This window comes from Flammeovirga pectinis (genome assembly GCF_003970675.1).
Taxonomy (GTDB): domain Bacteria; phylum Bacteroidota; class Bacteroidia; order Cytophagales; family Flammeovirgaceae; genus Flammeovirga; species Flammeovirga pectinis.
This window is the reverse complement of the sequence record NZ_CP034562.1, coordinates 2,806,828-2,832,128: the sequence shown is the minus strand read 5'-3', so window position 1 is coordinate 2,832,128 and position 25,301 is coordinate 2,806,828. Positions and strand designations below refer to the sequence as shown.

18 protein-coding genes are annotated in these 25,301 nt (G+C 32.5%); 6 read left to right on the top strand and 12 right to left on the bottom strand.

The features are described 5' to 3' along the window. Window positions 1-9 precede the first annotated feature (9 nt). Both EI427_RS11215 and EI427_RS11210 read right to left on the bottom strand, forming a co-directional pair. On the bottom strand, window positions 10-1,569 hold the full coding sequence (locus tag EI427_RS11215; protein ID WP_126614620.1) for an arylsulfatase: 1,560 nt from the start codon (window positions 1,567-1,569) through the stop codon (window positions 10-12). 312 nt (window positions 1,570-1,881) lie between these two features. Then, the gene (locus EI427_RS11210) at window positions 1,882-3,975 is read right to left on the bottom strand and encodes a T9SS type A sorting domain-containing protein (protein WP_126614618.1); all 2,094 of its coding nucleotides are present in this window, start codon (window positions 3,973-3,975) and stop codon (window positions 1,882-1,884) included. Between the two features lie 655 nt (window positions 3,976-4,630). Between EI427_RS11210 and EI427_RS11205 the strand changes: the two genes are divergently transcribed. Continuing rightward, a complete protein-coding gene (locus tag EI427_RS11205; protein WP_126614616.1) occupies window positions 4,631-8,767 on the top strand; it encodes a choice-of-anchor tandem repeat GloVer-containing protein in 4,137 nt (1,378 codons plus the stop codon). Window positions 8,768-8,878: 111 nt separating this feature from the next. After that, window positions 8,879-9,904 (top strand): bestrophin family protein, encoded by a 1,026-nt coding sequence (locus tag EI427_RS11200; protein ID WP_126614614.1) that lies wholly within the window; start codon window positions 8,879-8,881, stop codon window positions 9,902-9,904. A gap of 257 nt (window positions 9,905-10,161) precedes the next feature. On the opposite strand, the gene EI427_RS11195 is transcribed toward EI427_RS11200, so the two are convergent. From EI427_RS11195 to EI427_RS11160, 8 genes are all read right to left on the bottom strand, one after another. Continuing rightward, window positions 10,162-11,088 carry a DnaJ C-terminal domain-containing protein gene (locus EI427_RS11195; RefSeq protein WP_126614612.1) on the bottom strand — a complete coding sequence of 309 codons (927 nt, stop codon included), beginning with the start codon at window positions 11,086-11,088 and terminating at the stop codon, window positions 10,162-10,164. A 126-nt stretch (window positions 11,089-11,214) separates the two neighbouring features. Continuing rightward, window positions 11,215-12,153 carry a TIGR01212 family radical SAM protein gene (locus EI427_RS11190; RefSeq protein WP_126614610.1) on the bottom strand — a complete coding sequence of 313 codons (939 nt, stop codon included), beginning with the start codon at window positions 12,151-12,153 and terminating at the stop codon, window positions 11,215-11,217. Window positions 12,154-12,157: 4 nt separating this feature from the next. Next, a complete protein-coding gene (locus EI427_RS11185) occupies window positions 12,158-13,402 on the bottom strand; it encodes an MFS transporter (RefSeq protein ID WP_126614608.1) in 1,245 nt (414 codons plus the stop codon). Between the two features lie 351 nt (window positions 13,403-13,753). Further along, on the bottom strand, window positions 13,754-14,800 hold the full coding sequence (fbp, locus tag EI427_RS11180; protein WP_126614606.1) for a class 1 fructose-bisphosphatase: 1,047 nt from the start codon (window positions 14,798-14,800) through the stop codon (window positions 13,754-13,756). Between the two features lie 181 nt (window positions 14,801-14,981). After that, on the bottom strand, window positions 14,982-15,377 hold the full coding sequence (locus EI427_RS11175; RefSeq protein WP_205727847.1) for a phasin family protein: 396 nt from the start codon (window positions 15,375-15,377) through the stop codon (window positions 14,982-14,984). 137 nt (window positions 15,378-15,514) lie between these two features. Beyond that, window positions 15,515-16,429: an alpha/beta hydrolase gene (locus EI427_RS11170; RefSeq protein WP_126614604.1), complete on the bottom strand. Its 915-nt coding sequence runs from the start codon at window positions 16,427-16,429 to the stop codon at window positions 15,515-15,517. A gap of 13 nt (window positions 16,430-16,442) precedes the next feature. After that, window positions 16,443-16,868 (bottom strand): acyl-CoA thioesterase, encoded by a 426-nt coding sequence (locus EI427_RS11165; protein ID WP_126614602.1) that lies wholly within the window; start codon window positions 16,866-16,868, stop codon window positions 16,443-16,445. A gap of 78 nt (window positions 16,869-16,946) precedes the next feature. Beyond that, window positions 16,947-17,891 carry an alpha/beta hydrolase gene (locus EI427_RS11160; RefSeq protein ID WP_126614600.1) on the bottom strand — a complete coding sequence of 315 codons (945 nt, stop codon included), beginning with the start codon at window positions 17,889-17,891 and terminating at the stop codon, window positions 16,947-16,949. 139 nt (window positions 17,892-18,030) lie between these two features. Between EI427_RS11160 and EI427_RS11155 the strand changes: the two genes are divergently transcribed. From EI427_RS11155 to EI427_RS11145, 3 genes are read left to right on the top strand one after another with little or no spacing between them, the layout of a single operon-like run. Further along, window positions 18,031-19,794 carry a M14 family metallopeptidase gene (locus EI427_RS11155; RefSeq protein ID WP_240655300.1) on the top strand — a complete coding sequence of 588 codons (1,764 nt, stop codon included), beginning with the start codon at window positions 18,031-18,033 and terminating at the stop codon, window positions 19,792-19,794. A 46-nt stretch (window positions 19,795-19,840) separates the two neighbouring features. Further along, window positions 19,841-20,572: a hypothetical protein gene (locus EI427_RS11150; protein ID WP_126614598.1), complete on the top strand. Its 732-nt coding sequence runs from the start codon at window positions 19,841-19,843 to the stop codon at window positions 20,570-20,572. Between the two features lie 58 nt (window positions 20,573-20,630). Next, on the top strand, window positions 20,631-21,077 hold the full coding sequence (locus EI427_RS11145; RefSeq protein WP_126614596.1) for a YkvA family protein: 447 nt from the start codon (window positions 20,631-20,633) through the stop codon (window positions 21,075-21,077). 20 nt (window positions 21,078-21,097) lie between these two features. On the opposite strand, the gene EI427_RS11140 is transcribed toward EI427_RS11145, so the two are convergent. Both EI427_RS11140 and EI427_RS11135 read right to left on the bottom strand, forming a co-directional pair. Next, window positions 21,098-21,802: a polysaccharide deacetylase family protein gene (locus tag EI427_RS11140; protein WP_126614594.1), complete on the bottom strand. Its 705-nt coding sequence runs from the start codon at window positions 21,800-21,802 to the stop codon at window positions 21,098-21,100. 62 nt (window positions 21,803-21,864) lie between these two features. After that, complete coding sequence (locus tag EI427_RS11135; RefSeq protein WP_126614592.1) at window positions 21,865-23,484, bottom strand: aminopeptidase P family protein; 1,620 nt, start codon at window positions 23,482-23,484, stop codon at window positions 21,865-21,867. Window positions 23,485-24,474: 990 nt separating this feature from the next. On the opposite strand from EI427_RS11135, the gene EI427_RS11130 reads away from it, so the two are divergent. Further along, window positions 24,475-25,182 (top strand): FadR/GntR family transcriptional regulator, encoded by a 708-nt coding sequence (locus EI427_RS11130; protein WP_126614589.1) that lies wholly within the window; start codon window positions 24,475-24,477, stop codon window positions 25,180-25,182. Window positions 25,183-25,301 lie beyond the last annotated feature (119 nt).

Genomic DNA, 25,301 nt, shown 5'->3' with positions numbered 1-25,301 from the left:
TTGATTATTTTAGTTCTGAGAAGCTTTAGTGTCTTCTGTTTGTTTCATGATCATTTCAATAATTTGATCTACAGAGAACGAAGCTGCTTTTTGTTTTGGAGGATATTCCATTAATGTACCCATAAATGTACCGACAACATCTTGTGCCATGTATAAGTAAGGAACATGGTCAAAATACCAATCCCAATAAGTGTTCGAGTCAATATCTGCTCTTTCGTATGGATCACGACGTAAGTTGAAAATCTTTGGTAATCTTAAAGGAACGAAAGGCTCAGACCATACAGCCATTTGATGTGCTCTTTGCTCCATAAATACTACTTTCCAATCGTCCATACGAACTGCTGTTAACTGTGCATCATCATTAAAATATAAGAATTCATGACGAGGAGATGGCTCTCTACCTTCTATGTGATCTACAAGATCATAACCATCTAAATGTGCTTTAAACTCTTTGTTATTTGCTTTAACACCACCTTTTAATAAATCTTGTTTTACGTGGTCGTTACCAGCGTAATGCAACATTGTAGGTAACCAATCTAAATGAGAAACCATATCGTTAGATACTTGACCTGCTGGAATATGACCAGGATATTTTACCATACAAGGTACACGGTAAGCACCTTCCCAGTTTGTGTTTTTCTCTCCTCTAAATGGAGTAACAGCCGCATCTGGCCAAGAGTTATAATGAGGACCATTATCTGTAGAATACATTACAAATGTATTTTCTTCGATACCTAATTTCTCTATAAAGTCTAACATGTCGCCAATTGCTTCGTCATGTGAAACCATTGCATCAGCATAAATACCTTGTCCGTTTGATAAGCCTTTTTCCTCTTCTGTAATATGCGTTCTAAAGTGCATACGTGTAGTATTAAACCATACAAAGAAAGGAACTTCACTATCTACTTGGTTAGTAATAAATTTCTTAGCAGCTGACATTACTTCGTTGTCAATTGTTTCCATTCTCTTTTTTGTAAGAGGACCTGTATCAGAAACACGACCATCTGCATAAGAGTGAATTACACCTCTAGGACCAAATTTTTTCTTGAATTCTGGATCTTTTGGATAATCATCTTGTTCTGGCTCTTCTTCTGCGTTTAAGTGGTAAAGGTTACCAAAGAACTCATCAAAACCATGGTTTGTAGGAAGATCTACATCTCTATCACCAAAGTGATTTTTACCAAATTGACCAGTAGCATAACCTTGCATTTTCATTAGTTCTGCAATAGTAGGAGTATCATCAGTTAAGCCTTTTTCAGCTCCAGGAAGACCTACTTTAGTCATACCAGTACGAATACCTGCTTGACCAGTAACAAAAGAAGAACGACCAGCGGTACAAGATTGCTCTGCATAATAATCTGTAAATTTGATTCCTTCATTAGCAATTCGGTCAATGTTTGGAGTTTTGTATCCCATCATACCTTGGTTCCAAGTAGAAAGGTTATACATACCAATATCATCACCCCACATAATTAAGAAATTTGGCTTTTTAGGAGCCTTTTTTGCAAATGTGTTTGTACAACTAAAACCGAAAATTAATGCGGTTACTGTTAGTAAAATATGTTTCATATCAATCTTTATAGTTATTTGTAATGGCACGTTTTGTATCAATAGTAAGTGCCTAAATATTACATTTCAAATGTACGTAGTTTGATATTAAACTAGTTATGTTGTTTAATATTTTTATGGATAATGAGTGTAAAACATCTCTGTATTTAACATTTTTTTGCGTTGAATAAACTATTAAATTAGCATAGGTTAATGTGTAGTAGTTTTATTATTGAGCAATATATTGTTTGTTATAAAACAAAAGAGGTTTCACTTATTAGTGAAACCTCTAAATATATAAAACCTTAATACTAGTAATTGCTCAAAAATTATTTAGTTTTTTACAAGAAATCTTTTTGTTTGAACAGCACCAGAAGCAGTACTAATCTTGATAAAATAGATTCCGTTATTAAAACCATTTAAGTTGATATTTTTAATAGCTGATATACCATTACTTAAATCTATATTCTTTACAGTGTTTCCAATTGAGTTAAATATTACTGCAGTTTTTATTTCATCTTCAGTATTTAATACAAATTGAGTTGAAATTCTATCTTTAGCTGGGTTAGGGTAAACAGTTAACTTGATATCTTTATCAATTGATGTAGCAATACTTACAATGTTTGAATACTCATAAGCTCCATCAAAATCAACTTGTCTTAATCTGAAATACTTAAGCCCATGTGCATCATTACTAGAAACAGTGTAGTTATATTCTATAGCAACATTTGAGTTACCATTTCCATCTACATCATCTATATAGTTAAACTCACGACCATCTACAGAACCTTCAACTTCAAAATGGCTATTGTTAATTTCTGTACCTGTTTCCCATGTTAATTCAACAGAATTGTCAATATTTTTAGTACCGTTAAAGTAGATTAATTCTACAGGTAAATCTTGCATATTTCCACCTAAAGTAAATGGACTAAAACTAGTTGCTGGGTCAGAAAGTAAAGTACCAGAGTCATCGCCATTAGTATTATAAGCTTGAGCACCTTGGCTTTCCCATTTAGCACCATCAAAGTGCATTACATGAGCATCATTAATAGCAGAAGTATTAATACCACTTTCATCAGAGAAAGTAAGAACAACAGTAGAAGAAGCTGTACCAGTAATTCTATCAACATTCCAATATTCAAAAGCACTTACTGCATCAACCATTGCATTTGGATCAATTGTTCTATGGTGATCATGTGCTGTATTAAAATACTCTAACCTAAATGTTGTAGGTGTATTTGCAGTTGGTTGCCCTATACCTGCTTCTCTTAATTTATTACCTTTTCCTACTGGCATCATTAAGAAGAAGTTATTACCAGAAATACTAAGAGCAGCTTGTAATGCTGATGAGTAATGAATTACTTTAGAAATAGGACCATCTATAAAAGAGGTATTAGAACCACCTGATGCATGTCCATTCCAATCATATATTGCATTTGCTACAAAAGAAAACTGATCTAAACTTAATAAATTAGTTTCTGTAGTTTTAATAGTACCATTTGTTAAAGTTAATGCCGATTGGTTATAATTTGAGTTTACAATTGCTAAAGGAGCACCTAAAGTTACACCAGATGCAGCGTTCATTGTTAAAGAGCTAATTGTATTATTTGTTGGAGCGAAATTTAATGTTCCACTTCCATTACCTATAATTGTGATATCTGTAGTAGGAGCTAAATTTGTTGATAAATCTGCAAATAAAGTAACATTAGTACCAATTGGTTCTGTAAATACTAAATCGTTTCCTTCTGTATAAATACTAAGTGTCTGACTGGCTAATGAAGAATTAATAGCAGTAGGACCATTTAAGATAATTGTATTTGTATTTGGATTAACACCATCTAAATTACTTGAAGCAACAACTTTAGGGTTTGAACCAGGTAAAGCATTAATTTGAGCTAAAGTAATTAAGTTATTAGAAGCACCATTAGTACTTAATGTAACATTGTCTTCAACATATATAGAACCCGTCCAGTTAAGCCCACTATAAGAATTTGAACCTACTGAAGGAACTGCAAACTTAGCCCCTGATTCTAAAACAATATTTTGTGCATTTACATATAATCTACCACCTGAATGATTATTTCCTTTAAAATTTCCGTTACCAGAAACAATTAAAGTACTTACGTTCATTGTCGTTCTATATGCAGTGTTTCTTAATTCACCATCAACAAATAATGTATCAATAACTATAGCAGGTGAAAATGAATCTTGTCCTATATAAACATTTTTCCCTTCTCTTACTCTAATGTTGTAACCACCTGTCCAAGAAGGTAATGTATTTCCGTCTTCGTCAACCCACTGGCTTAAATTTCCTTTATTTCCTAAATAAACATATCCTGATGTAGAACTTACTAACGTGTAAGTTTGAGCGTTAATAGTAATCTTTGTAATAAAAATTAGGAGTAATAATAGTAATATCTTTTTCATGTTTTTGAGAATTATGGTAGTAATTAGGTTTGATTAGCTTAACGCATTAATGCTTATTAAGGATATCTTTTGTAAATGTTATGTTAGTAAGAGTTTTCGAAAAATTGGTTTGCTTGTATAAAAATTTACAAATCTTACATGATGAAATTAGATTTTAAGCACTATTTATTGTTGCAATACAACTCATTTTTTTTAAAAAGGCACAGAGTGTAACAAAGCTTACGTGTGTAATGTATTTAATTTTTTATTGAGATAATATGCTGAAAAATAACATTTTGGGCTACATCTGTGGAAAAAATATTTTAGGTTTAAATGTGTTTTTTGAGAAATTATCTAGTGACATTTCTTGTGCATTAATCACATTTTTAAGATGTGTTTTTTTGTTATATGATGAAAAAAATGGAAGTGAATATTGTGAATGAACTATCTAAAAAATGAGTTTTTGACTCTATCAATGAATAATTTGTATTGTAGCATTAAAGGTGTTATTCGATAACTAACTGAGATTATTAAATCAAAAAATTGCTTAAATTATAATATTAAATAACATTAATACAGGGTTGTGTTTAATGTTATTGGCAGGTAGTATTATTGCAAACTATTAAATGTTATTAACTCAAAAAAATAACCTATTAATCAAACCTTATTTATTCTGATGAAAATAAATTACAATCATTTTAAAGCAAATCATACTAGATTAATTGTGCTAGTATTGTTAGTGCTCTGTGCTTTAACTGTAGAGGCACAACCTTATTTAATTAATACTAATACCCAAGGAGGTATTCAAAATTCTGGTGGTATTTCTATTTACAATTTATCGTCTCCGGCAAATACTTACCCAGAGTTCTATGACCATGGAATAGCACTAACTGGTGCGCCTGGTGAATATAGTGCACTAGTTGAAGCTTCAGACGGTTTTATTTATGGACATACTGAAGAAGGCGGAGAGTTTGGTCTTGGTATTTTTTATAGAATTGATCCTGCTACAGAAAAAATAGAACAATTATTTTCTTTTAATTACGGAGATCATCACCCTGTGTATAACATGGTAGAATATAATAATATTCTGTGGGGTATAGTAAGAAATAAAAGAAAACAAGAAGATATAGTATTTGCCGTAAAATTAAGCGAACCTACTATTCTTAATACATTAACAAACTTAAGAAGTATTAATCGTGTAAATCGAATGGGTGGAGGGTTCCATGTTGTTAATAATAAGTTGTATGCTACAATTTTTGATGGAATATCAGGTAGTAATATTGCAGAAGGAGGTATTCTAGAGCTTGACCCTAATAACGCAGGAGCTACAAGAGTTTTATGCACAAACCCTTACGGTTATTTATATGCATCTGGTGAGTTGTCTAGTAGAAACTATTTAGGCAGTGATAGACTAGTTGTAGGATGTTCTGGTTCCCCATTTGGACATGGAGGATTTTATGAGGTAGATGTTGCAACAGGAGTAACACGAGAAATTTCTGTAGTAAAAGATAAGAATTTTACTGGAGCTAAATTTTCTGGTGTTTATAGAAATTCTTCTGGAGTATTTCTTAGTAGATCATATGAAGGTGGAACAAGTGGACTTGGTACTTTAGTGAGCGTTGATCCTAGTTCTCAAACAGTGGCTAAAGAGTGGTCGTTTAGAGGAACGAATGGTCTACCTTCTGGAAGATTGGTTTCACATTCTAATTATATGATTGGTATGACGGAACCTGGGGATTTTAATGCAAATTCTGGAGGCGTAATTTATAAATTTGATCGAAATAGTAATTATACCGAACTATATCAATTTGATGGTGCAAAGTATTTTTATCCTTCTCAAAACTTTATTATTACGAGTGAAAATGGAGGTACTATTTGGGGAACAACTAGCTTAGGTGGAGCAAGTGAAGAGGGTGTAATTTTTAAATTTGATATTGCTACTCAAGTGATGAAGGTAATTACTAGCTTTGGATCTGACACAGGCTTTATACCCGAAACGAGAATTACAGAAGGTGAAGATGGAAAATTACTTTTTTCTAATAGAGATGGTGGGGTTGATAACAAAGGTACTATAGCTAATTTCAATCCTACTACTGGTGAAATAGGGCATCTTTTATCAACTAAAGATTTTTCATTAAGTGCAAAACAAGGTGTTTCAGGTGGACCTTTTAAAGCATCAAACGGAAAATATTATGCAATAGAAAGAACAAAAGCAACATCTTATGATATATTGAGAGATCAATACTTTTATAGAGACCGTTTAGTAACTTTCAATGATGAATTAGACTCTATGATTTTTATTAGTAGCCTTCTTAGAAACAGACTTTATGAAGTAACTGAAGAAGCTACTTACAATATTATAGGTAAGATAATAGAAATTGATGGTAAGTTAGTTTTTACATATACCAACAATATCTATACATATGATTTAGCAACGGGAGGTACTGCTTTAACAAGTTTAGTAGATCTATTTGATAAAAGAGATGTAGAAAGTAATGATATTGCTTGGGATTGGGGCTTTATGTTTTCTTCTGGTGTAACTAAAAAAGATGATGATACTTATTATTATACAACTCAAGGTTCTGGAGAAACACATAGTTCTACAGGTGGTACAATAATAAAGCTCGATGTTTCTCAAGATCCTTGGGTATTGACAAAGGAATATACTATTGATGAAATGTCTGGTGGAGACGCAAATAAAAAATCAGTAACAAATTTAAGAGCCCAATCTTCAGGTGGTATAGGTGTGAAAGGGGGTATGGTTATTTTGCCTGGTAATAATACAGATCCAGATACATTAGTGGGAGCTTTAGGTTATAATAGTCCAACAACTATGGGAGCTATCTTTGCTTATCCAATGGGTGATAATTCGAATGTAGTTAGTACTAGCCATTTAATTGCACAATTCCCTTCTGTTGGCTTTGATTATTTATCAAATACAAGTAGTAATGATAGTACAGGAGGTTGGTTTCCTGTTTCTGATTTAACGGTCTATAATAATAAAATATACGGTTTTACAACTGGGGGTAGTGTTGGCTTCTATAATAATGGTGTCTCAGATAGAGGACAAGAGTTTAAAACAGATGCATCTGCCGGTACGTTTTGGAGTATTGATAGAGCAAATGCAAATACTTTTGAGTTATTATTAACTCTTGATTCTTTATCAGGAAAAAATCCACTTCAAACTAATTTATATCTTACGCAATTAAAACCCTTTACAGGTCAGAAAGTAAATACAGATACGTTAGGTTGTGCTATTACAACAAAAACTTTTGAGGTAGTAGGTCATAAAAGAGGTAATTTACATTGGGAAAGTAGTGATAGTAACGTAACACTAACATCTTCAAGTGGAAATACTGCTGTGTTTGATTTTTCAGGTTTGGCAGCTAATACGGAACATACAACTACTATAAAGGTGTTTGCAGAAAACCTAAATGGGGCCGTTAATTATCAGTATGGAGATACATTAGAATGGAATGTTCATCAGTATGTAACTCCAACAATAGGTGCTATTGTGAGTAGTGAAGATTTACATTGCCCAACAAATCATGCAAGGTTAACATTATCAAGTTATGCTCATGTAGATTCTTTCTTTTGGGAGTTACCAACAGATATTGTTCTTTTAACGGACAATAATAAAGAAGAAATACAGGTTGATTTATCGAACGAATCATTCGGAACACATAGAATTGTGTGTCATGCTTTTAATGGATGTGGTAATGAAGTAACAGATACATTAAATTTTGATTTATATGATCCTGCTTTAGCGCCAACAATTGCAACGGGTTCTTCTGAAGTTTGTTTAGGTACTTCAGAAACATATACAGCGACAGCTCTTAATTCTACAGGAAAATATAGATGGGAATTACCTGCTTCTTTCCACATATCAAGTAGTGATATAGAAGCAGCTTCTATTGACATTGATTTTTCAGGAGCTTTAGAGGGAACTTATCCAATTTATGCTTCAATGATTACATCTTGTGGGTTAACTCCAAAAGATACAATGTTTGTACATGTTTCTAATACACCAAAAATTAATGGGTTAGTACAAAGTAGACAACTTACATGTACAGATAATATTGTATCTATACAAGTAGATCATTTATTTGCATCAACATTTAGTTGGACTATACCTACCAATGTAATTGTAGTGAGTGGAAATAACACAGACTTAATTACTTTAGATATGTCTGATGTAACAGCAGCAAGTGTGAATGTATCTGTTGAAGCAGGAAATGCTTGTCAAGGAGTTGCCCTAACAGAAGCAATTACGATTGTTGTACCTACTATACCAACTGTTTCAGGAATAGATGTATCGGAAGATATTATTACGGTTGCAGATACGGTTACATTGACAGCACAAAATGCAGTAGGAGCAACATCTTACGCTTGGAACATACCAACAGGTGCTACAGTGATTGGAGCATCAGATCAAGAAGTTATCCAATTTACTGTTAGAGATGTAAATTTAGGAGACCATACAGTTTCTGTACAAGCAAGTAATACTTGTGGTGCTTCTGCACAAACAACAGCTACAATAAGAGTTGAGAACTCTCCAAATGCATTAGAAAATGAATTGGCTAAAAATGTTCTTGCATATCCAAATCCATCAAATGGTAAGATTTCTTTAAAAGGTATACCTGAAATGGAAATCAATATGGTAGTTAGAAATATTAAAGGGCAAGTAGTGAAAACATACAAAGGAACACCTACAGATGTTAATCTTAAAAAGTTAACGAACGGCCAGTATTTTGTAGATCTTTACACAAATAATAAAGATTATGGTATTCATAAAATCATAATCAAAAAGTAGGTTCTGAAATAAGACCAAAAAGAAATAACAGTACTTCTTTATTAATTTAAAGGAGTACTGTTTTTTTATGCCAAATTATACGTATTTTCAGTAATCATCAACTCTATTACTATGTATACCAATAGAACATTAAGTTTAAAAGTCTTTTTAGAAAAGTCTAGCAAATCATTTTTAATTTTATCAATATATGCCTCGTTAGCAGTAGTAGCATACGAATATTTAGGTATAAGATGGGTGAAATTACCTTGGACTGTTTTAACGGTTGTGGGTACTGCTGTAGCTTTTTATGTTGGCTTTAAAAACAATGCGGCTTACGAACGTACATGGGAGGCGAGAAAAATATGGGAAGGGATTGTGTCTAACAGTAGAACATGGGCATTGATAACACGTGATTATATTACAGATATTTTTGTACTTGATGAGCAAGAAGAAATTACACAGCAAGAGATTGATATAATAGTTAAAAGGTTAGTTTTTAGACAAATTGGTTGGGCTTATAGATTAAGAAGACAGTTGTGGAAAGCTAAGACTTGGGAACACTCTCAACCAATGACCGTCTCTTTACGGAAACATTTGGGAGATGCATTTGCGAATTACTCCGAAGAAGAAGAATTAAATAATTTTATTGATAATAGCGAGGTAGAGGAACTTATTCCTTCTAAAAATATATGTACTCAAATAATAAGTAATCAATCTAAAGAGGTATTGGAATTAAGGAGACGCAATTTAATTGATGATTTTAGACATGTTGAATTCCAGCATATTTTACAAGAATTTTATACGCTTCAAGGAAAATGTGAAAGGATAAAGGATTTTCCATTGCCAAGGCAGTATGCGAATACATCATCTTTATTAACCTATATAATGGTCTTACTTTTACCGTATGGAATGGTGGCTCAATTTAGTGAGTTAGGAGAAGGTATGGTCTGGTTAACGATACCGTTTACAGCTTTAATTGGTGGGATTTATCTATTAATGGAAATAGTTGGAGATTATGCAGAAAACCCTTTCGAGGGGCTATCATTTGATACACCAATGACGAGTTTGTGCAATAAGATTGATATAGAATTAAAGCAACTAATTGGAGAAAAAGATGTACCTGAAGTAGTAAAACCTCATCATAATATTTTATTATAAACCTGTATAAAGACAAAATGTACGTTATCACAACTTTAATGTGTAATAACGTACATTTTATATCTTTAGACTTTGTCTTTCTTGAAAGTCACTAGCGCATAACCAATAGCAACAACTATCGGTGGGACCATAAATCCCATTGCAGCGATTTCTAAATAAGTAATTGCTTGCATCTTATCAAAGTTTAGTTAATTCAACTTGTATTAACCCTGCAATATTAATCAATTGTACGTCGCTTTGCAATAGAAATACTGATTTTAATCATCGCTTTCTTCTTGAAGACCTTTTAAATCTTCGAAGAGTGATTTTTCTTTATCTGAAAGTGTTATCGGTATTTTTATATTATAAGTGAAATATAAATCACCAAATTTACCTTCTGCTTTATAAATAGGGAAGCCTTTACCTCTTAACTTAACTTTAGTACCGTTTTGAGTACCTGGTTTTACTTTTAATTTTACTTTACCGTTAAAAGTATCCACAGTGATTTCACCGCCTAATATTGCATTATAAAGTTCAATATCTACTGTTTTGAGCAAGTCGTTTCCTTTACGCTCAAAGTCTGTAGAATTGCTAATATTGAAAGTCATTAATAAGTCACCACTTGGGCCTCCATTACTACCTTCTTTACCATGGCCTTTTACTTTAATTGATTGGCCATCTGCAATACCTGCAGGTACAGTAACACGAATATTTTTCCCGTTAATTTTATATGTTTTCTTCTGCGTTTCGTGAGCGTCTCTAATATCTAGAGTAATGTTTACATTAAAATCTCCACCTTTTCTAGGTCTAGGAGCAGAATGACCACCACCAAACATTGAGTTAAAGAAGTCAGAAAAGTCGCCATCATCTTGTGAGAAGCCACCTCCAAAACCTCCGCCGCCACCAAAGCCACCGAAACCTTGACCACCGCCAAAGCCACCGCGGCCACCACCGTAGCCTTGTTGCTCAAATTGGTCTGCGTGTTCCCAATCTTTGCCGTATTTATCGTATTTCTTCCTATTTTCAGGATCACTAAGCACCTCGTTGGCCTCATTAATTTGCTGGAATTTCTGACTCGCAGCATCATTATCAGGGTTTTTATCAGGATGATATTTACGAGCTAATTTTCTATATGCTTTTTTAATATCTGCTTGTGAAGCACTTTTATCTACATCTAATACTTTATAATAATCTATATATGCCATTTTTCTTGAATTTGAATAGTTTGGACGAACAAAAATAGTCGTTTTTCAATTAATAAAAATCGTTAAGCAAATATAATATACGTATTATTTGTGCGGAAAGGTTGCACTTTAAGTATTAATAAAGTTTTATGCCTCTTTATACAAGCGTCCTTGGTAGGTATCTCTTTCTTTTAATCGTTTTTCAATCATTAACTGAATCTGATTAGGTCTAATGCCCCAGTTAGGTGCAATTCTTAGGTTTTCTGGTGTATCACTACTAAAACGTTGTACAGCAATATCAGGGCGTAATAACTCTAAAAAGTCAACCATAAAGTCTACATATTCTTCTGGTTGAAAAAGAGGGAACTGAGAAGGATCATCTTTAAATTGTTTAGCCATAATAGTGCCTTTAACAATTTGTAATTGATGAAACTTTACGGAATCAATAGGTAATTCTGATATGATTTTTGCTTGAGCAAGTGTTTCAGTCCTCGTTTCACCGGGTAATCCAAATAACATGTGCCCTGCCACAGAAATTCCTCTATCTACAACTTTCTGAATAGCCTCTACAGAATCCTCAAAACTATGTCCTCTATTTACTCTATCTAGGGTTGTATTGTAGCAAGATTCAATACCAAATTCAATAAAAATTAGATACTCTTTAGATAACTCTTCTAGGTAATCTAATTGCTCATCAGAAAGACAATCTGGACGAGTGCCAATTACTAAACCATCAATTTTAGGGTGCTTTAATGCTTCTGAATAAATTTCTTTAAGATAATCAAGAGTTCCGTAGGTATTAGAATAAGCCTGGAAATAGCCAACAAATGCTTTAGCATTATGGTATCTGCCAGGTAAGAATTCCATTCCATGATCAATCTGCTTTGTAATACTCAACATGCCATCATGAAGATAATTAGGTACAAAGCTATCATTATTACAAAAAGTACAGCCTCCAAAACCTAATGAACCATCTCTATTGGGGCAGGTAAATTCTGCATGTATAGAGACTTTCTGAATACGCCCGCCGTACTTGTCTTTTAATTGCTGAGAATACGGGAAATATCTTCTTGAGTTGAAATTCATTTTTTTAAGCTTGATTTTGTACGGAAAGTTTTCTTGCTCTATGTCTAGCAGTATCACTTATTTTCTTGAAGAAGAAAACACCTAACATAGTTGCTATTACGCTAATAATTCCAATTCTATTGAAGTGTTGAAAAACACCTGTAGCTGGATCTTGATATATAATAAAGCCTGCAGCAAAAGAAGCTAACCCTTGAGCTAGGTTCTGAACTGATGACCGAACACTCATAAAACTACCTCTTTTTTTAGGATTAGAAGTACCTAATAAAAGTGCATTTGCTGGAATTGATCTTGCTCCACAGATAAAGAAGAGCGAAGAAAAAACTAAAACAAACGGTATACTCATAATAGGTGTATTGGTAAGTACCAATGTTGGTAGAACCGTAACACATGATATGATTGAGAAGACTAAATATTTACCGTATTTATCAGACCACTGTCCAATTTTTGGTGAAAAATACATGGTACAAATACCTCCACAGAGATAAATCCATGTTAATTGACTATCCTCGAAGCCAATATTATTCACCATATATGGAGAGAAAAAGGGGATAAGTAAAAAGTGACCAAAGAATACAAATCCTAAAGCTAATAATCCTTGTAACTGCTTCTTATTATTCAATAGCTCTTTAAAGGGAGCTAATAAATTCGTGTTCTCGTCAGGATCTTTTCTATGTGCTAAGTGACTATCCATAATAGGTAACCGTTTATAACAAATTACCCATAATCCTGCAGCGATAATACTAATAATAAAGAATGGAGCATGCCAATCTATTTCTACTCCTAGGTATAACCCAATAGGAACACCTATTGCAGAAGAAACTGCAAAACCAGTCATTAAAATACCAATACCTGTACCTCTTTTTTCTTCAGGAAGCATATCGCCTACAATAGTAAACAATGCAGCATTAATTAAACCACCAAAAACACCAGTAAATATGCGTGCCAATAGCAAGAAATTATAAGTTGGAGCAAAACTACAGAGTAATGTACCAAGTGTAAAAAAGGCATATATGGTAAGGAACATACGTTTCCTTTCGAAACGATCTATTATAAAAATAGAAATTAACCCAGAGACTGCAGCAGCTAAAGTGTAAGAAGATACAACAGCGCTCCACATTACAGGAGTCATGTCAAAGGTTTCTTGTAGCACATGACCTAAGGGCATTAAAACTATAAAATCTAATATATTTGTAAAGCTTACTGCTGCAAGTATATACAGTGTAACTTTTTCATTTTTCGTTAATGTCATATCTGAAAATTATCAATTTCTCTCTTATAGGTATTTAGTTTATAGATAGTCTGCTAATTGAATTTTTAAAGTTAGAGATAAAACAAAGGATATACGAAAACCTTATGCTTTATTAAGTCTTTTATTGATTAAATGAATGTATTTAAAATGTTGATATTCAGTAGTTTTTATCAGTAATAAATTGTTTTTTATATTGAGAATACGATATGTTTCTGAATTGGATATTATGTAGAGAGTATAATTTAAAGAGGTAAATTATTTTTTATATAAAAAGCAAAATGCCCATAATTATTTAAATTATTGGGCATTCTGTTATTAAGAACAATTAAAGAATTTATAGTAAACTTACTACTAAGAGCGTATTTGTACAGTCTTTGTTTCAAGTTCTTCTACTTCTTCTTCAGTATAATCTTCCAGACATTGCATAGCTTCTTCAACCATCTTAGGCGAACCAACATAGAAAGGAGACCTTTGATGTAGCGATGTTGGTTTAATTTCTAAAATACGTTGCTTTCCATCTGTTGCCATTGCTCCAGATTGCTCAGCAAGAAATGCTAATGCATTACATTCATAGAGTAAACGTAATTTCCCTGTATCATATTTAGATGTGGCAGGGTAGATATAAATACCACCTTTTAAAAGGTTTCTGTGGAAATCTCCCACTAAAGAACCTATATATCTGCCAGAATATTCTCTTTCTTTACATCTTCTGATGTATTCTTTTAAGCCTTCATTGAAAGTGTTATAGCCACCTTCATTAATAGAGAAGATAGAACCATTTTCCTTACACTGCATATTTGCATGCGATAAGAAATATTCACCTAAAGAAGGTTCATACGTAAAGCCATTTACTCCATATCCAGTAGAATAAACAAGCATAGTAGACGAGCCATATAAAACATAGCCAGCCGCAACTTGTTCTGTTCCTTGTTGTAGCATATCGTCCATAGTAGGAGGTCTTCCAATTGGAGATCTTCTTCTATAAATAGAAAAGATGGTTCCTACTAATACGTTTACATCAATATTAGAAGAGCCATCTAAAGGATCTATAGTTACTATGTACTTTGCGTGATGATTACCTGTGTCTATAATATCATCCACTTCTTCGGATACTATCCCACAAGTTTCTCCACCATTAATTAATGCCCTTGTAAAACGGACATCTGCAATCATATCAAGTTTTTGCTGTTGCTCACCTTGAATGTTTTCTGTTCCAGCCGCACCTCCAAGGTCAGACAGTCCAGCCCGATTGATTTCTCTATTGATGATTTTTGATGCAAGTGCAATATCACGAAGTAGTTGTGATAATTCTCCGGTAGCATAAGGGAACTGTTCTTGCCTTTTAGCAATAAAACGGTCTAGTGCTGTACCTACAGATGCAGTAAGTTTATCCATCATAATTATTGGTGAATAAGTTTATTAAATGTGTTGTAAAAATTGGTGTGTTATTGGTTCTGTAAAAGTAGTTATTTTAATTCTTTATTCTGCAATCGGTTGTGGAAAGTATCAAAAAAAGACCGACAATTCTGTCATTAATACAGTATTGTCGGCCACACACATCACAAAAGTACCAAGAAGCTTAAGCTTCTGACGCTTCTGAAGACGTAGTAGTTTTTGTTTCTTTTTTAGCAGGAGCTTTCTTTGGTGCTGGAGCTTGAGCAGCTTCTAACGCCTCAATTCTTGCTTTTAAGATCTCTACCTCTTCAGAGTCACCACCTTTAAACATAGAAGTGATTTTATCTAAATCAATGTTTAATGATGAAGTGAATTTATCTGCTAGTGTTTTAATTTGACCTTCGAATTCGTCTTTTTTAGCTTCTGTGCTATCAACAAATTCGCCAACAATTTTTTTACCTTCTTCGGCAGTTAGTTTTTCTTCAGCAACTAGTTTGTCAACAACTTCAGTAATTTTTTCAATTGTAAAAGCTGTGATACCTACACCAGTATAAACGATTTTTTTTAATAATTCTTCCATCGTGTTTTGCGTTATTATTATTATTTGTAATTAAATCTGAGAGTCAATTACTTATTTACCTTATTGCTATTGCAAATATATGAAAAATAAGTGAATGAACAATCATTTCATTTTTTGATAATGAAATTTTCATCTAGTTATTTGTACGTAGGATCTAGGTGAAAGTTTATAAAATTTGCAACTTTATTTAATGCCTCTTCAGATTCCGGAATAAATTTCCAAAATAGTTGCCACCAGTGTATTAAATCGTCCCATTCCTGATAATTCACGGGAACATTAACATTTTCAAATGCTTCTTTTAAACGTTTACTATCATCGTGTAAAATCTCGTTTGTAGAAGTTTGAATGAGCATTGGAGGAAAATTACTTAAGTCTCCATAAAGAGGAGAGACATACGGGTGGTCTAAAGGTTTTTCGCCAGCATAAACACTTGCCCATCTGCGCATTTCATCTACTTTTACAAAAGGATCTGAGTACTTATTTTTCTCACTAGATTCGCCCATATGTAAAAGATCTACCCAAGGAGAAAGACAAATACCACACTTTGGTAAAGGCATTTGTTTTTCTTTGAGCATAAAGAATAGCGAACAAACTAAACCTCCTCCTGCAGAATCTCCAGCAACGGCAATTTCTTCTGGCAAGTAACCATTATCTAATAAATATTGATACCCAACAAGGGCATCTTCTATTGCAGCAGGGCAGGGGAATGTTGGTATTTTTCTGTAATTAACTAATAATGCTGTTGCATGTGTGTCGTCTACTAATTTCCCAACCATAGATCTATGTGTCTGAGAAGAGCCAATGGCGTAACCACCACCATGTAGATATAATAAAGCTTTTTTAGTTTCGGATTTACGTACTGGTTCTATTATTTCACAATCCAGATTAGAAACACTAAACTTTTTTGCTTTAACACCCCAGGGTAAAAGGGCAACAAGCGAAATCAATTCTGTCGACTCTCGTAATAAAGTGAGATTAAGGTTACGTGTCGGAAACATCATTGACGACACATTTAGTGCTAATTTTAGCAGTCTATGTTGTGCTGAAGCCATACTATTAAGATTATTATTTTACCAATTCGTCTTTTATACGATCTGAAATTCGTTTAGGTCTTTGTGTTTTGATATCAAAAGCAACTAGTGTAACATGAGCATCAAGTGCTTTCTTTCCTGTCTCTTTTATAAACATCTCTTGATGAAAGACTACACTTGAAGAACCAATTTTATCTACTTTAGTTTTTACTTCAAGTGTTTGATTCATCATTGCAGGGTACTTATAATTGATATTATAATTAGCAATTACAAAACTAGTTTCTTCTTCTTGAGAAACTTTAAGAGAGGAGTTGTTTTCAAAATGCGACCAACGTGCTTCTTCCAAAAACTCCATATAACGCATATTGTTCACATGGTTATAACTATCAATATGATAGCTTCTTACTTTTATATCAATCTGAGAAATTCTACTTTCTAATTTTTCTTCGAGTGTTGTCATGAGTGTTTATGTTATTTATTTAATGAGTGAATATACATACATTTTGAATGTAACATCAATATTATCAGAATGTTTTATTTATTCGGCCAATTGAGAAACAATAGTATTTACATAACTCATTACTTTAGTTTCGTAAACTTTTGGAGCAACCGTAATAGAATTTGCATGCACCGCATTAGGCACTAGCCATAAGTATTTCTCTCCATTTAGCTTTGCATTGTACATCTCTATGCTCATTTCTTTAGGTATATATGTATCTTTTTCACCATGTATAAATAAGATAGGGACTTTAGATATACCTACAGATTCAATAGGCATTACATCACTAAAATAGAAACCAGCACTTATTTTAGTTAAAAAACTAGTTGTAGTAATAAAACCTAAATCAGGAACTCCAAAATCTTTTTTAGCTCTCCTAGTAAGTAATTTAGGAGTGTCAGAGTACGCACAATCAGAAATATAAAAACTAACAGAATGTGTGCTTTCATTTATTCCAGAATGCATACAAACTGTTGCTGCACCAAGAGATTCTCCATGTGCGGCAATTATATCTTTTGGCTTTTTCTTTTTAGTCCACTGTACAATTTGTTCTAAATCCTGACTTTCATAGAAGCCATAACTTTCTTGACTGCCCCCACTTAAACCATGTTTCCTTTGGTCGTACAAAACAACATCAATTCCATGTTTTAAGTAAATCTGAGCATATCGCATCATCGTCCATCGGTCACTTTTAATGCCATGTACCATAACTACAGTCAACCCTAAAGAATCTGTTGGAGCTTGTATATAAGTTCCTTTTAAATCGTATCCAAATAATGAATGCACCTTAAAGTTTTCTTGCTTACACTCCGAAAGTAGTTGAGTATCGAAGGTATTTCTTTTCATTTCTCTTTCAAGTCCGCTTTTACCTTGGTGGGTATTTATCAAAACAATTTGCTTATAGCCAAAACAAGAAACAGAGATATAAATTATAAGAACAATAGAAAGTAAGCCGTATATTATCTTTTTAATTGAAGCATTCATTTCATCTAGAGAAAAGTTTTAAAATCTATTTGAGAAATTTTTCGTTGATCGTGATACAATTTATATAAACTTTGAAGAATCAATTAAATTAATAGATCTTTATAAAAGGTTTGGGCAACTATTTATTAAAATAATTATAGTGAAAGAATATTTTTTTATCATTGGAGCAGTACTACTACTCAACATCTCATGTACTAAAAGTAAAACACCTCAGCAAAAAGAGAAGCAAGAGGATTGGCAAACACCCTTTGAGAAATCTAATGGGTTAGCGTCTTTTACGTACGAAGAGGGCATTGCTTATTTTAAAAAGTTAGGAACAGTTTACGATGAGTTCCGTGTATTTACCTACGGAGATACTGATGCTGGCAAGCCTATACATTTAGGGATTTATTCTTCTCAAGGTGCATTTATACCTTCTGATTTAAAAAAGAAAAATGTCTTATTAATCAATAATGCTATTCACCCAGGAGAGCCAGACGGTGTAGATGCGAGCATGATGCTTTTGAGAGATATTCTTCAAAAAAAATCAAATGTTATTCCAAAGAATACAATTATTGCAGTTATTCCTTTTTACAATGTAGGAGGAGCTTTAAATAGAAATTCGGGAACAAGAGCAAATCAAGAAGGACCAGTTTCTTATGGTTTTAGAGGGAATGCTCAGAATTTAGATCTCAACAGAGATTTTGTAAAAATGGATTCTAAAAACATGAAAACCCTTGCGGAAATTATGCATGTTTGGCAACCAGACCTTTTTATAGATACTCATGTTAGTAATGGAGCAGATTATCAGTATACACTAACGTATTTGGCTTCGCATGAAGAAAAATTAGGCGGTGTAGTAGGAGATTTTGTTAAGAATAAGATGAACCCTTATTTAGAGGAAAAGATGTTGGAAAATAGCTTTCCGATAGCACCTTATGTAAATGTGTGGGGAACAACGCCAGATAAGGGCTATGTCCAATTTTTTGATTCACCTCGTTATTCTTCAGGGTATACGGCTTTGTTTAATACACCAAGTTATGTTATAGAAACGCACATGCTTAAGCCTTTTAAGCAACGTACAGAAGCAACGTACTTATTCTTAGAAAATGTGATTGCTTTTTTGGGAGAACACGGTGCTGAATTAAAACAACATAGAAAAGCACAATTTATAGATGATCGACATAAAGATGAATTTCCTATTGCTTGGGAAGTTGATAAATCTAAAAGTGATACCATTTTCTTTAAAGGCTATGAAGGTAGAATGATAAAAAGTGAAGTAAGTGGTTTACCGCGTTTATTTTACGATAGAACAGCACCTTATGAGAAAGCAATACCCTTCTATTCTTCTTTAAAAGTAACAAAATACGAACCTAAACCACTATCGTTTATTATTCCAAGAGGGTGGAAAACAATTGTAGATCATTTAAAATTAAATGGTGTTGAAGTTACTCAATTAAAAGCCGATGAGAAGTTTACTGTTGATGTAAAATATATTGAAGCATACAAAACAGTACAATCACCTTATGAAGGACATTACTTGCATCACTCTGTTAAAACAAAGACTAAAAAGGAAGAATTACAATTTTTTAAGGGAGATTACTTAATATCTGCAGATCAGAAAAGAATAAGATTTTTAATGGAGGTACTAACTCCAGAAGCTATAGATAGTTATTTTGCATGGAACTTTTTTGATCCAATTTTACAGCAGAAAGAGCATTTTTCAGCCTATGTTTTTGAAGACAAAGCAGCTAAAATGCTAAAAGAAGATGCAAGCTTAAGAGCAGCCTTAGATAAAGAGATTAAAAAGAACCCTTCTTTGAAAAATGATGCTTATGCTCAACTAAATTTTATCTACGAACGTTCAGATAATAAGGAGAAGTCTTATTTAAGGTATCCAGTTTTTAAATTTATGCCTAATTAGTAGTTTTCCTAAACCACTACCACAATATCATTCAAATATAATTATCATGGATTTTAGAGAATTAAGACCAGCAGAAGTAGCATTATTAACTAGATCTAATTCAATAGATGGTCGTTTATTAATGCGTTATTCCATAATTTATTTATTGATGGAGAGAGTGTTAGATGGTTATTGTGACATTAATAAAGACATTAAATTAACGTACTTAAGAAGAGGGAAAAACTTTGATACATTTACGCCAAAATCTTTTGAGAAACCATTTATTGATATTCTTAAAAATGATACTTCTACAGTTTATTCTGTAAAGTCTATTTTAGAGAAAGTGAGAGGTGAAATTTCTGCGGAAGAATTTTTAAAAGAAAATGTAAAGAGTAATCCTTATCTCGAAAAATATATTTCTTCTTCTTTTTTTGATAAACTTTCTTCTAAACTAAAACTGACAGAAGAAGGTAGATTATTAGTGAGTGATGCAATTGCTTATTTAAAAGAAAGACAGTTTGCTTACCAATCATCTATGACCCAAGAGAGCAAGATGAAAATTGTTTCTGAGATGGGTGCATTTGTTGTTTTACTCCCAATATTTGATGAAGAACTACTTCCTCAGTTTTCAAAATTACTTAAAAATAAAAGAGTAGAAGAAGGCGACGAAGAAGAAATTGACTTTGATACGTACTTTGATGAAGAGCCTTCTTATAAAGGTTCTTTACATGATATGTACATCTCTGGAGGAAACGACGAAGGCAATTCTAGTAACGATGATGGAGGAGAAGGAGCTTAGAACAACAAAGTAGAACTGTTTTCGTAAATTAATAGTGTACAACAAATTTTAATTAGATATGGGGCTTAAAGATATAAATACAGAAAAATACATTAAATATTTTAGAGAAAGTGACTTCTTAGATTCTTTAATTGATATGGGTAAAAAAGCTGGCGAAAAAGTTGTTTACGCAGGCTTACTGTTATTTTACATGTACATTGATGAAGAAACACCTAAGAAAGCGAAAGTGGCAATTGCAGGAGCTTTAGGATATTTACTCTTACCTTTTGATTTAATACCAGATTTTATTCCATTAGTAGGCTTTAGTGATGACTTTTCTGTAGTAATTGCTGCAATCAGTTATCTAACGGTGTGTTTAAAAGAAGAACATAAAGATGCTGCTGTAGAGAAAATGAAAGAATGGTTTGATGACTTTGAGGCAGAAGAAGTGGAAACTATTAATTCAATAATTTTTAGAAAGAAAGATAAAAAGGGGAAAGTTATAGAGCTAGACCCAGAAGCATAAATACTAAGAAAAGATACAAATTAAATGTCCTTTTTTTGAGAGATATACGGTGATAGGATTCCTTGTAATTCTGACCAGTTTATTTTGATAAAATCAGGACATTTTTTGCCTCTACACTTTTTTACATCTAAAGGAAAATACAATCCTTCTTTAGTAATACAGAATGTATTTACAGCATCAGAAGATACTTTTGCCCCAGAACCTAGTTTCTCTTTTATTATTTTATTTAGTTTAGAATAGTAATCAACATCCTTAACAAACAAGTCTTTTAGCTGGATTTTTCGTTTATCATTTACATCATAATTGTACGTAACAGATAACTTTCTGATACCGTCTAAACCATTATAGAAGGTTTCTTTATCAAAACATAAACTTAAAATACCGTTTTGGTTAAAATGTACATTATAGTTTAAGTTCATATAACTTAAGCCTAAAACACCTTTGTCAATTTTTACTTCTCTTGTTTTTGATAGGAAATCAGAAATAGCAAATGCCATAATACCTTGAATATCAAGGTTTATTTTGTGCTCTACATCTATTTTATTGGTATACATTACTTTTGGGTAAGAGACATTTAGCTCGTAATGTAAAGATGAATTGAGTTTATTGAACCCCTGCTTTTCAATCTCAATAGAGTTTTCGAGTAGGGCGTAATTCAACACAGTAGAAGTTTGTTTAAAAGACGTGTTGAAGATAAGTAATATCGAGAAGATGATTAATCTCATAAGATAGCGACATTGCTATAAAGAAAACCGATAGATTTAATAAATATTGTCTTGACTTAAGATTATTTTAATTCAGGTAAATTTAATTGATCAAAAATACTAGTTTCTTTCATAATAGCTTCAATTTTTTCAATCTCTCTAGGTGCTCTTTCAGATAAATTTATAGGTTCACTATCAGTTATTAAAATATCATCTTCTATTCTTATGCCAATCCCCCACCATTTTTCATCACAATCACTTCCTTTAGGAATATAAATGCCAGGTTCAACAGTTACGATCATATCTTTTTTTAGTGTTGTATAATGCCCTTTATCATGAACATCTAAACCAATATGATGCATTAACCCATGGGGAAAATATCTAGCATAGTCTTCTGGGAAAGCAATTATTTTGAGTTTGTACAACCCTTTCCCAATAATATCAGCAGATATAGTATACACTTCATCAAAAGTAGCTCCTTCTTTACAGGCTGCAATACTCTTATTTTGCGCTTTAAGTACAATTTCGTAAAGTGCACTTTGCTCTTTAGAGAACTTACCATTTACAGGAATAGTTCTTGTAACATCTGCAGTATACCCTCTATATTCTGCGCCACAATCCATTAATATCAGTTCGCCATCTTCTAAATTGGGTTTGTTATTGGCTATGTAGTGCATCATGCAACCATTTTCACCAGCGCCTACAATACTTGGGTACCCTTCATACTCTGCACCATATTTCTTAAAAATAAATTCGTGTATTCCCTGAACTTCCGTTTCAGATAATCCAGGTTTCATTGCTTTCATTACTTCAATCTGTGCAGTTGCAGAAATTTCAACTGCTTTAGTAGTGAGTTTAATTTCAACAGGAGCTTTAATTTCTCTAAGGTCCTTCATTAAACTATCTAGAGTTAAGATGTCGATGTTTGTATTTGGTAAATGCTGTGCAACTTTAACTCTTTGTTCTGGCGATGTGGCAGAAATAAAATTTATAATATTTTTATCTAGTCGTAAAACAGCAGTATTTCTTAATTCTAAAGCAACGTCTTGTGCAATGCTCATCTGATTTTCTACAGTAGTAGAGCGCATTAAATTATAGAGATAAGCAGATACTGGATTTAAGAAAGGGGGGTAAACTGTTTTTTTCTTAAAATCTTGAATAATGTCATATTGATCAAAAGAATTGTATATGTTATTACGAACATCCCTAGGAGGATCGTAAGTAAGTACATTGTCAAAAGTTTCGAACTTAAAGTTGAATTGTGGGAAAGCGGTGATTGGCAAAACATTTTCAACACCAAGTTTTTGATTCACCTCTTCAATAGTTAAACTAGCTCCAACCCAAAACTGATCAATAGAATCTCTTTCTTCAACAAAAAACAATTCTGAACAAGCTGTACCATCTTCTAATAGATAAGGCGTAGAAAAAAGGAGGAGTAAAGCATTGGGTTCTTTATAACCTGTTAGATAATATAAATCTGGATTCTGATGATACACATAGTCTACATCATTGGCTCTATTTCTTGTAGGGTTAGCAAAAAATACGGCAACAGAATTTTTAGATAGCTTATTTCTTAGAAGTTCACGCCTTTCTTTATGAAATTCTTTAGGCGGAAAATCAGTTGGAGCATATTTGTACTGCGCCATTACTAATTGGCAAAAAAATAAAAAAGCAACTACTATAAACCCAAATTTTCTGTACATAACCTGTTGTGTAAATTAAACACAGCAAAATAAGACTTGTGGGGTGAATAGTGAAACTTATTTAATGAGTTAAATAAAAAAGTGTACAAGAATCTAAAATTATTTCTTGTACACTTTGTGAAAGTCTAATTTTGCTGTCCATCCAAGAGTGCTTTAATCATATTATTTTTTGGCTATCTGTAAAATTCGTTACAATAAGTAAATTGACTGTAACCTATCTCTTCAGAAGCCTAATCAATTACTTTCCGACTTTTCTTTATATCAGTATTTCCAAGCCCATGTAAAGAAATAGCAATTTCTCTTACTCCATATTGAATACATGTTTGTTGATAGATAAATTTTTCAAAACTTCCTTCATCTCCAGAACCATGAAGGTTAATAACTACAGGTAGCCTTTTAACTGTATGTGTAATATTCTATGTTCCTTCCATTTTGACCTTTAATGATATGTGATTCCACCTTCAGAACATTTGCCTTATTAATCCTTGTCACTTAATAACAAGGCCAAACAATGTAAAATGAGATAAAGATTAATATTAGAGACCCCGATGAGTTTAAATACTGTTTTCATAAAGGGTTTAGATTTATACGTTTTTGTTGAATTTATTTATTTAGATTTTTTTTCTAAAAGAAAATCGAATTCGTAGTGTTTTGTCTATTGTGTGGTGTTATGAATGATCATAAGTGTGTTTTTTACATTATTTTCTCTTTTTTTTTATAAAACACTTGCATCTAAATCTAAATATTTCTTAATTGGTCTACCAGTTGTTGGTAACCTAATTATTAGGTAACCAAAAAGGGAGAGGAAAAAGTGATGAAAATCGCTAATGAATGCAGTAGTACAATTGGTAAAATCTTAGCTATATAGGTTAAGAACAAAGTTTTAAATAGTCTAAAGGCTATTGTTTAATTAAAAAGAAGAATTATTGGTTTAATTTTTTTTTCGCTAAGAAAAAATTGGTTAACCAGTTAGTAAGAAATAAATATATCATGGAACAATCTATCTTTAATACGTTTAGAAAAATAGAAATTGAGAAGCCAGTTGATAAGATTATTAAACAAGTTAAAGCTTTAATATCTTCTGGACAGTTAAACCCTGGTGATAAATTACCATCAGAAAGAAAGCTAAGTGAACATTTTGCAATCGGTAGAACACACGTTCGAGATGCAATAAGAAAGTTAGAGTTTTATGGAATATTAAAAACATTACCGCAAAGTGGTACCGTAGTAGCGGGTTTTGGTATTTCTGCTCTAGAAGGTTTAATAACAGACGTATTAGATTTAGAAGGAAATGATTTTAACTCTCTAGTTGAAACAAGAGTAATCTTAGAAACAAATACAGCAAAGTGTGCTGCAATTAGAAGAGACGATAAAGATATTATGTCTATAAGTAGTGCTTTAACTGCATATGAGACAGCCGTTAAGAAAGGAAAAGATAATGTGGAACATGATTTAATGTTCCATATGAAAATAGCCGAAGCAAGTAAGAATTCTGTATTGAAATCACTAATGATGATAGTAGCACCAGACATCATTACTTTTTTTAAAGAGAAGGAAATTTGTTCAGGCAACAAACCTTCAAGAGCGTTAGATGAACATTATGCAATTTTAGAACATATCTCTAATAGAGATCCTGAAAAAGCAGAACAAGCAATGTTCCAACACTTGAAGGAGATTATTCAACATCCAAACATGTAGTAAGTGGCCTATGTAAGAACAAAAACTAGGATAAAAAAATGGATTAACTGGCAGTTAATCCAAAAAGTCAGGTTGAACAATAGGGGTCATCGGCAAAATCATCCTTATGAAACATTCCT

Excerpts from the sequence above, each read along its gene's own strand:
- EI427_RS11150 (WP_126614598.1), top strand. The coding sequence starts at position 19,841 with ATGGATTTTAGAGAATTAAGACCAGCAGAAGTAGCATTATTAACTAGA.
- EI427_RS11130 (WP_126614589.1), top strand. The coding sequence starts at position 24,475 with ATGGAACAATCTATCTTTAATACGTTTAGAAAAATAGAAATTGAGAAG.
- EI427_RS11215 (WP_126614620.1), bottom strand. The coding sequence starts at position 1,569 with ATGAAACATATTTTACTAACAGTAACCGCATTAATTTTCGGTTTTAGT.
- EI427_RS11165 (WP_126614602.1), bottom strand. The coding sequence starts at position 16,868 with ATGACAACACTCGAAGAAAAATTAGAAAGTAGAATTTCTCAGATTGAT.
- EI427_RS11210 (WP_126614618.1), bottom strand. The coding sequence starts at position 3,975 with ATGAAAAAGATATTACTATTATTACTCCTAATTTTTATTACAAAGATT.
- EI427_RS11200 (WP_126614614.1), top strand. The coding sequence starts at position 8,879 with ATGTATACCAATAGAACATTAAGTTTAAAAGTCTTTTTAGAAAAGTCT.
- EI427_RS11140 (WP_126614594.1), bottom strand. The coding sequence starts at position 21,802 with ATGAGATTAATCATCTTCTCGATATTACTTATCTTCAACACGTCTTTT.
- EI427_RS11145 (WP_126614596.1), top strand. The coding sequence starts at position 20,631 with ATGGGGCTTAAAGATATAAATACAGAAAAATACATTAAATATTTTAGA.
- EI427_RS11185 (WP_126614608.1), bottom strand. The coding sequence starts at position 13,402 with ATGACATTAACGAAAAATGAAAAAGTTACACTGTATATACTTGCAGCA.
- EI427_RS11195 (WP_126614612.1), bottom strand. The coding sequence starts at position 11,088 with ATGGCATATATAGATTATTATAAAGTATTAGATGTAGATAAAAGTGCT.
- fbp (WP_126614606.1), bottom strand. The coding sequence starts at position 14,800 with ATGATGGATAAACTTACTGCATCTGTAGGTACAGCACTAGACCGTTTT.
- EI427_RS11170 (WP_126614604.1), bottom strand. The coding sequence starts at position 16,429 with ATGGCTTCAGCACAACATAGACTGCTAAAATTAGCACTAAATGTGTCG.
- EI427_RS11190 (WP_126614610.1), bottom strand. The coding sequence starts at position 12,153 with ATGAATTTCAACTCAAGAAGATATTTCCCGTATTCTCAGCAATTAAAA.
- EI427_RS11160 (WP_126614600.1), bottom strand. The coding sequence starts at position 17,891 with ATGAATGCTTCAATTAAAAAGATAATATACGGCTTACTTTCTATTGTT.
- EI427_RS11135 (WP_126614592.1), bottom strand. The coding sequence starts at position 23,484 with ATGTACAGAAAATTTGGGTTTATAGTAGTTGCTTTTTTATTTTTTTGC.
- EI427_RS11205 (WP_126614616.1), top strand. The coding sequence starts at position 4,631 with ATGAAAATAAATTACAATCATTTTAAAGCAAATCATACTAGATTAATT.
- EI427_RS11175 (WP_205727847.1), bottom strand. The coding sequence starts at position 15,377 with ATGGAAGAATTATTAAAAAAAATCGTTTATACTGGTGTAGGTATCACA.